Source organism: Fulvimarina pelagi HTCC2506, assembly GCF_000153705.1.
GTDB classification, from domain to species: domain Bacteria; phylum Pseudomonadota; class Alphaproteobacteria; order Rhizobiales; family Rhizobiaceae; genus Fulvimarina; species Fulvimarina pelagi.
Genome location: NZ_DS022272.1, coordinates 750,347 through 757,264 on the forward strand (window position 1 = coordinate 750,347; position 6,918 = coordinate 757,264).

The 6,918-nt window shown below is 62.6% G+C and carries 7 protein-coding genes and 1 tRNA gene; 7 read left to right on the forward strand and 1 reads right to left on the reverse strand.

The annotated features are described in order from the left end of the window. Nucleotides 1-100: 100 nt before the first annotated feature. Nucleotides 101-1,120 (reverse strand): RluA family pseudouridine synthase, encoded by a 1,020-nt coding sequence (locus FP2506_RS03445; protein ID WP_007065996.1) that lies wholly within the window; start codon nucleotides 1,118-1,120, stop codon nucleotides 101-103. A 72-nt stretch (nucleotides 1,121-1,192) separates the two neighbouring features. Here FP2506_RS03445 and FP2506_RS03450 point away from each other — a divergent pair, with 72 nt between their 5' ends. The 7 genes from FP2506_RS03450 to FP2506_RS03485 all read left to right on the forward strand — a co-directional run bounded on the left by FP2506_RS03450 (nucleotide 1,193) and on the right by FP2506_RS03485 (nucleotide 6,780). Beyond that, complete coding sequence (locus tag FP2506_RS03450; protein ID WP_007065997.1) at nucleotides 1,193-1,561, forward strand: hypothetical protein; 369 nt, start codon at nucleotides 1,193-1,195, stop codon at nucleotides 1,559-1,561. A 125-nt stretch (nucleotides 1,562-1,686) separates the two neighbouring features. After that, nucleotides 1,687-1,762: transfer RNA gene (locus FP2506_RS03455), tRNA-Glu, on the forward strand. A 951-nt stretch (nucleotides 1,763-2,713) separates the two neighbouring features. Then, entirely contained in the window at nucleotides 2,714-2,953 is a 240-nt protein-coding gene (locus FP2506_RS03465; RefSeq protein ID WP_007066000.1) for a hypothetical protein, read from the forward strand. Next, on the forward strand, nucleotides 2,950-4,407 hold the full coding sequence (locus FP2506_RS03470) for a TolC family protein (RefSeq protein WP_007066001.1): 1,458 nt from the start codon (nucleotides 2,950-2,952) through the stop codon (nucleotides 4,405-4,407). Before FP2506_RS03465 ends, FP2506_RS03470 begins: the two co-directional genes overlap by 4 nt. Nucleotides 4,408-4,421: 14 nt before the next feature. Further along, on the forward strand, nucleotides 4,422-5,813 hold the full coding sequence (locus tag FP2506_RS03475) for a multicopper oxidase family protein (RefSeq protein ID WP_007066002.1): 1,392 nt from the start codon (nucleotides 4,422-4,424) through the stop codon (nucleotides 5,811-5,813). Between the two features lie 214 nt (nucleotides 5,814-6,027). After that, nucleotides 6,028-6,462 carry a cupredoxin domain-containing protein gene (locus tag FP2506_RS17860; protein ID WP_425277087.1) on the forward strand — a complete coding sequence of 145 codons (435 nt, stop codon included), beginning with the start codon at nucleotides 6,028-6,030 and terminating at the stop codon, nucleotides 6,460-6,462. A gap of 33 nt (nucleotides 6,463-6,495) precedes the next feature. Beyond that, complete coding sequence (locus FP2506_RS03485) at nucleotides 6,496-6,780, forward strand: copper-binding protein (protein WP_007066004.1); 285 nt, start codon at nucleotides 6,496-6,498, stop codon at nucleotides 6,778-6,780. Nucleotides 6,781-6,918 lie beyond the last annotated feature (138 nt).

Sequence of the window (6,918 nt, forward strand, 5' to 3'; positions counted from 1 at the left end):
CCCGATTCAGCACCCGCTATCTACCATATGGGTATTCGAACGCCCGAATGTACGGTTCAGCGAGGAAAATCGCGTTGACGGGCGTTCACTCGCTACCCACCTAAGGCTGTTGATTTCCTGAAAGTGCAATCCCGAGTGCCGCCGCAAGTTCCCGCATGTCGGTTGGCAGATCGCTCGAAAAGCGTTTTGCGTCTCCAGTGACTGGATGGACGAAGCCGAGTTCCGCCGCGTGCAGCGCCTGCCGTCGAAAGGCTTCGACTGTCGTACGAGCTGGCTCTTCCAACGCCTTGGCTTTGCTCGCAAAACCGGACGCGTAGACGACGTCGCCGATGAGCGGATGGCCGATATGTGCCATGTGGACACGTATCTGATGCGTGCGCCCAGTGGCGAGGCGACATTCGACAAGCGAGGCTTCCGCGCCGGCTGCCCGGCCGGCTCCGGCAAGAATGCGATAATCGGTGATAGCCTGTCGGGCATCAGGCTGCGTTGCAGCGACGACATCGCGTTTCAACCGGTCTGATGACGAACGGCCTAGCATCGTCTCGATCCGTCCGACCGCCGGCACGGGGGTACCCCAGACGATCGCCCGATAAGACCGCACCATCCGACCATCCGAGCCGTGCGCTGCAAACTGTTCGGCGAGGCTACGATGGGCCATGTCCGTCTTTGCGATCACGAGCAGTCCGCTCGTATCCTTGTCGAGCCGGTGGACGATGCCGGGGCGCTTTACGCCGTTGATGCCGGACAATTCCTCTCCACAATAATGGAGCAGCGCGTTGACCAGCGTGCCACTCCAATTACCGGGTCCGGGATGGACGACGAGACCAGCGGGCTTGTCGACCACGACGAGGTCGGCATCCTCGAAGACGATGGTCAGCGGGATGTCCTCGGGCTCGGGCTCGGGTTCGGCCGGCGCCGGAACGCGCAATGCCACGGCTTCGCCCTCCTTCACCCTACGTTTCGCCGCTGCCGTATCCACTCCGCCCACAGTCACGTCTCCGGCGCGGATTAGCGACTGTATGCGTGCCCGGGAGAGTTCCGGCGAACAGCGGCCCGCGAGGAATGCGTCGATCCTCATGCCGGCTTCTTCCGCCTCGACCGTGTACTCTCTTGTCTCCATGACCGTCCCGCCTGTAGTGCGATGTGTCACTCCGCTTATCGCGCGACTGGACGGGACAGGCAAAGACGACCCATGACCATCGACGACGCAAACCAAGACGAAAAGCCTCTCGATCCCGCGGCCGAAAGGCTGCGGCGCAAGCTGGTCCGGCTGCTCGTGTTCTCGATGGGGTTTCTGATTCTGTCGGTAATGACTGTCTTCGGCGTTATAATCTATCGGACGATGGGAGCGCCTGCGCCGCAGCCGGCCCGGACCGGAGACCCGATCGCCATCGCGCTCCCGGCTGGCGCCGAGATTGTCTATACCGCGATTGACGAAGGCCGGATACTTCTCACCGTGCGCCAGGCGAGCGGGATAAGTCTCTTCAGTGTATCGGAGGCAAACGGCGAAATCCTCGCCGAATATAGGATCGAACCTGTGCCGACGGATCCTAACGAATGAAGCGCGGCTTCAGGCACATTTTCGACGTGCCGGCCTCGTGAAGATTTCACAAAGAAATTCGAATGCCGGGGTTTGAAATCTCTTGCGCCCGCCTTCAGCGGCTTCTATGTCAAGCCGGTCTGAACGCTCCCATCGTCTAGCGGTCTAGGACGCCGCCCTCTCACGGCGGAAACACGGGTTCGAGTCCCGTTGGGAGTGCCATCTTTTTCGCGACGCATAGTTTGCCGGTTACCTGGCAAAGGATGACCTTCGCGTAGGCTTTGATCTTCTGCGCGCAAAGACTGCCGCTTTCCAGAAACGACGGCAACTCAGCACCGCATCGCATATCTGTTGCGGTAGCCCCATGGCCATCATGTCATTCGGCATGTTGATGTTTGGCTGCTAGAACTCGACAGGCTCTCTCGAACCCGGCACGAGTTCTGCGTAGTCCGGATCGTCCCGAGCAAAGCTTTCCGTCCGAATGGCCTCGCCTAAAGGGACGAGCCAGTTGTTCCGATATACACTATCCGGCGGATCCTTTGATCAGCCGAGCACTGTGGCATCAACTCCATTGCGGCAGGAGACCAAGATTGGTATCTGAAAGTCATGGACCGATCGCTCGCTTTTCTGAGATGCATGACACGGCTTTTTGCCGTGTTCATACTCTTGGCTAGTGCGATCCTTCAGGCCCCCTCCGCTGTCGCCGGCGAACACTTTGACCATTCAGTGATCGAAGTCTCGATGGGAATGCACGCTCATGGGGCGGAAAATTCTCATGCTCCGCATCATTCGAGTAACGATCGACATTTAACGCCGTCGCACTTCCCTGCGAACGACACGAGCGACGATTGCGGCATCCATTGCGTCAGCGCACTGCCCCAGATTCTGGTGCCGCAGACTTCGGTGCCGATCGTCCTGGCAATGACTTTCGCGACATTTGAGGACGACATCGCTGGCTTGCCGGCGCCGACCCTCGAACGCCCTCCACGCGCCTGAACCCTTCGCGTCTCCTCTGACGCGTCAGCGTGCCGTTCCGCTTTGAGGCGAACCGGCTCGCGAGTTCAGGCCGCGAATTCACATACACACCGCGGCCGACCCTGCAACGCTCCGCCCGACCATTCCGGCAGCATCCGTGCTTGCCGCTCCATGGTCCGGCACAGGTGTACGAATGCCATGAACTTAATTCGAAGGATCGGCCTTCTCGCCGGTCTTGCTCTCGCCGGCTGCGCGCCAGCCCCGCGTGGACTGCCGGACATTGCGGCGTTTCCCTCGCCAGACGATCCGTCGATCGTTTCGCCGATGGGTGGCGCGGGTTCCGTCGTTGGTTCCTATACGCCACGATCCGTTGCCGAACCTCAGGCCTGGCGAAATCGCGGAGTGCCGCTCGAAGCTGTACCGGAGGCAGGCCAATGAGGCGGTTTCTGAAACTTGCAGCCCTCGCCTGCCTGCCCTTCGCCCTTTCGGCCTGCATTTCCGCGACGCAGGACTATGAGACCGAGCTCGGCTTTTCTCTCGTTTCCGGCCAGACCGCCCAGCGGCTCGGCAAGGAGGCGATGTGGATACAGAACTCCGCCGACGCCGCCGCGGCCCGCAGCCGCGTAAACGGCCTTCTCGCCTCCCGCTATGTCGGCGTCGATGCGGCGATCCAGGTCGCGATCCTCAACAACAAGAACCTCCAGGCAAGTTATGCCGATGTCGGCATGTCGGTGGCCGATCTCTGGCAGGAGGATCTCCTCGCTAATCCGACGATTTCCGTCGGATATAGCGGTATCGGTGTGGGGCGCACGATCGAGTCCATCGTCGCCGCCAATCTGACCCGGCTTTTGACCCGCGAAAGGCGGCTCGATGTCGCGGAAGTGCGGCTTCTTCAGGCCCAGCTGCGGGCCGTCGATGCGACGCTGGCACTCAGCGCCGAAACCCGCCGCGCGTGGATCGAGGCGGTCGCCGCCTGGGAGGCGGTGTCCTCTCTCAATCAAGCGAAGACCGCCGCCGACGCCGCCGCCGAACTCGCCCGCGAACTCGGGCGGACCGGCGCCATGCCGAAGGCCGATCAGGCTCGCGAACAGGCCTTCTATGCCGAGATTACCGGTCAGACGGCCGAGGCGCGCCTAGCGGCCAATCTCGCCAAGGAGCGTCTCTACCGGGTGATGGGCGTCTGGGGCAAAGACCTCGACTTCGAGGTGCCGAACTCGCTGCCCGGTCTGCCGGGCGGTCTGAGGGGTTACAGCTCGGTGGAAGCCGAAGCCCTGCGCAACCGGGTCGATCTTCAGGTCGCCCGGCTCAAACTGGAAGCGCTTGCGCGGTCCTACGGGCTCACCAACGCGACGCGCTACGTCTCCGATCTCGATCTCGCCGCTGGTATCGAGGTGGAAGAGGAGGTCGAGGAGACAGAAGAGGGCGGCGAGGAGACGAACAACATCGTCTCCGGCATGATCGAGGCCGGCATCGAGATTCCGATCTTCGACAGCGGCCAGGCGCGTTTGCGCAAGGCCGAGTTCCAGTATCTGAAGGCGGCGAACCTTCTCGCAGCCAAGGCTGTCGATATTCGTGCGGAGGCGCGGGCCGCCTACAAGGCCTATCGCGGACGTCACGACATCGCCCGGCATTACCAATCGAGCGTCGTACCCCTGCGGGTGACCGTCGAGAAGGAATCCCTCCTCACCTACAACGGAATGATCACCAACACCTTCGACCTTCTGGCCGATACGCGGGCGAAACTCGGCGCGATCCTGACCGCGCTGCAGGCCAAGCGCGATTTCTACCTCGCCGATGCGGACCTGACGGCCGCCATCACAGGCGGTCTCGGCGGTGCGCCGAGCGCCGAGACCGAAACCGCCGTCGCCGAAGGCGGCGGGGCCGAACACTGATCCGGAGAGACATCATGGTATCGAGACGCAATTTCCTCGGCGCCGGCGTGGCGCTTGCCGGCGCGACCGCCTGGTCGCGAACCTCCGCGATGGGGCTGCCCGAGGCCCCGGTCATGGAGAGTGCGGCCACGCAGCCGCCGGTCCATCCGAGCGAGGGGCCGCATTACAATCCTGTCGTTACCCTCAACGGCTGGTCGCTGCCCTTCCGCATGAACGGCAACGTCAAGGAGTTCCACCTCGTCGCAGAGCCCGTCGAGCGCGAGATGGCCGAGGGCATGACCGCCTATCTCTGGGGCTACAACGGCCAGTCGCCCGGTCCCACGATCGAATGCGTCGAGGGCGACCGGGTGCGCATCTTCGTCTCCAACAAGCTTCCCGAACACACGACTATTCACTGGCATGGCATGATCCTGCCCTGCGGCATGGACGGCGTCGGCGGCCTCACCCAGCCGACGATCCCGCCCGGCAAGACCTTCGTCTACGAGTTCGACGCGGTGAAGAGCGGCACCTTCATGTACCATCCGCACGCCGATGAGATGGTGCAGATGGCGATGGGCATGATGGGCTTCTTCGTCATCCACCCGAAGGACCCGGACTTCATGCCGGTCGACCGGGACTTCGTGTTCCTGCTCTCTTCCTACGACATCGAGCCGGGCTCTTATTTGCCGAAGGTCATGGAGATGACCGACTTCAACATGTGGACGATCAACAGCCGCATCTTTCCCGATGTGGCGCCGCTGGTCGCGGGGACCGGGGACCGGGTGCGGGTGCGGGTCGGCAACCTCACCATGACCAACCACCCAATCCACATGCACGGCTACGATTTCGAGGTGACTTGCACGGACGGCGGGTGGGTGCGGCCCGAGGCACGCTGGCCCGAGGTTTCGATCGACATTCCCGTCGGCGCAATGCGGGCCTACGAGTTCGACGCCGTTCATCCCGGCGACTGGGCGCTTCACTGCCACAAGTCGCACCATACCATGAACGCCATGGGCCACGACGTGCCGACCTTCATCGGCGCGGACAAGTCGGCGGTCGCGCGCAAGATCAAGGCCGTCCAGCCCGACTACATGCCGATGGGAACCAAGGGCATGGCGGACATGGCCGAGATGTCGATGCCGCTACCCGACAACACCATCCCGATGATGACCGGCTGGGGCCAGTTCGGCTCGCTCGAAATGGGCGGCATGTTCACCGTCATGAAGGTGCGCGACGGGCTCGAGGCCGGGGACTACGAGGATCCCGGCGATTACGAGCATCCCCCCGGGACGGTCGCCTGGGAATGGACGGGCGAACTGCCTGAGGCAGCGACGGCGCCGGACGGCAGCGCTTCGGGATCGAGCCTGCCGAACACGCCGGCTGCCCACCAAATGCCCGATCATGGCGCCGGCCACTCAGGTCACTGACCGGCATGGTGCCGAAGGACCTCTTCTCAAGGAGACGAACCATACGATGCGAATGACAACTGTCTTGACCGCGCTCTCGCTTGCGCTGCCTCTGGCCTCGGTCGCTAAGGCCCAGGAACACCACCACACGGGCACGATGGAGCATGGCTCCATCGCGCATGGTGACGGCCACAAAGCCACAAGCGAAGACGTGCATCGCGACATGCATGGCTCGATGGGCCACGACCACGCGCCTGCCGAGGCAGGCCACGATGCGGAGTTGGTGGTCGGCGTGCCAGGCGAAGCCGAACAGGCAAGCCGCACGATCGATGTCTCCATGAAGGAGGACGACGACGGCGCGATGATCTTCGAACCGGCCTCGATCGCCGTCGAAGAAGGCGAAACCGTTCGTCTTACGATCCGCAACGACGGAGAACTCGAACACGAGTTCGTCCTCGGTGATCGCTCGCATATAGCTGAGCACAAGGGGCTTATGGAGCGCTTTCCGGAAATGGAACACGCCGATCCCAATGCGGTGCGTCTGCAGCCGGGCGAGAGCGGCGAGATCGTCTGGACCTTCACCAAGGCCGGCGACTTCGAGTTCGCCTGCCTCATCCCTGGCCACTACGACGCGGGCATGCACGGCAAGCTGACCGTCGCATCGAAATAACCCGTTCACAATCGGACAGAACAGGAGATACCCATGTCCAAAATCATAAAAACGCTGGCATCTGCATGTTTCGCCCTTCTGCTGGCTGTGCCGGCCTTCGCCGCCGACTTCACGAAGGGCGTCGTACAGAAGGTCGACGAGAAGGGTCAGAAACTGACAATCAAGCACGAGGAGCTGACCAATCTCGACATGCCCGCCATGACGATGGTCTTCTCGGTCGCCGATCCGGCGATGCTCGAGAAGGCGGCGGAAGGCCAGTCGATCGAGTTCGTAGTCGAGCGCGTGCGCGGCAAGCTGACCGTCACCGAGTTGAAATAAGCGTGCCGCCTGCCGGGTCCGTGACGGGTCTGGCAGGCTCGATGCAGAGGAGGAACCCGAGATGAAGAGACTGATCCTGACGACCGCACTCGCAAGCCTTGTCTGCGGTGGCGCTCTCGCCCATTCCAAGAAGGAAAC

Coding starts and splice junctions, on each gene's coding strand:
- FP2506_RS03445 (WP_007065996.1), bottom strand. CDS start 1,120: ATGGAGACAAGAGAGTACACGGTCGAGGCGGAAGAAGCCGGCATGAGG.
- FP2506_RS03450 (WP_007065997.1), top strand. CDS start 1,193: ATGACCATCGACGACGCAAACCAAGACGAAAAGCCTCTCGATCCCGCG.
- FP2506_RS03465 (WP_007066000.1), top strand. CDS start 2,714: ATGAACTTAATTCGAAGGATCGGCCTTCTCGCCGGTCTTGCTCTCGCC.
- FP2506_RS03470 (WP_007066001.1), top strand. CDS start 2,950: ATGAGGCGGTTTCTGAAACTTGCAGCCCTCGCCTGCCTGCCCTTCGCC.
- FP2506_RS03475 (WP_007066002.1), top strand. CDS start 4,422: ATGGTATCGAGACGCAATTTCCTCGGCGCCGGCGTGGCGCTTGCCGGC.
- FP2506_RS17860 (WP_425277087.1), top strand. CDS start 6,028: ATGGGCCACGACCACGCGCCTGCCGAGGCAGGCCACGATGCGGAGTTG.
- FP2506_RS03485 (WP_007066004.1), top strand. CDS start 6,496: ATGTCCAAAATCATAAAAACGCTGGCATCTGCATGTTTCGCCCTTCTG.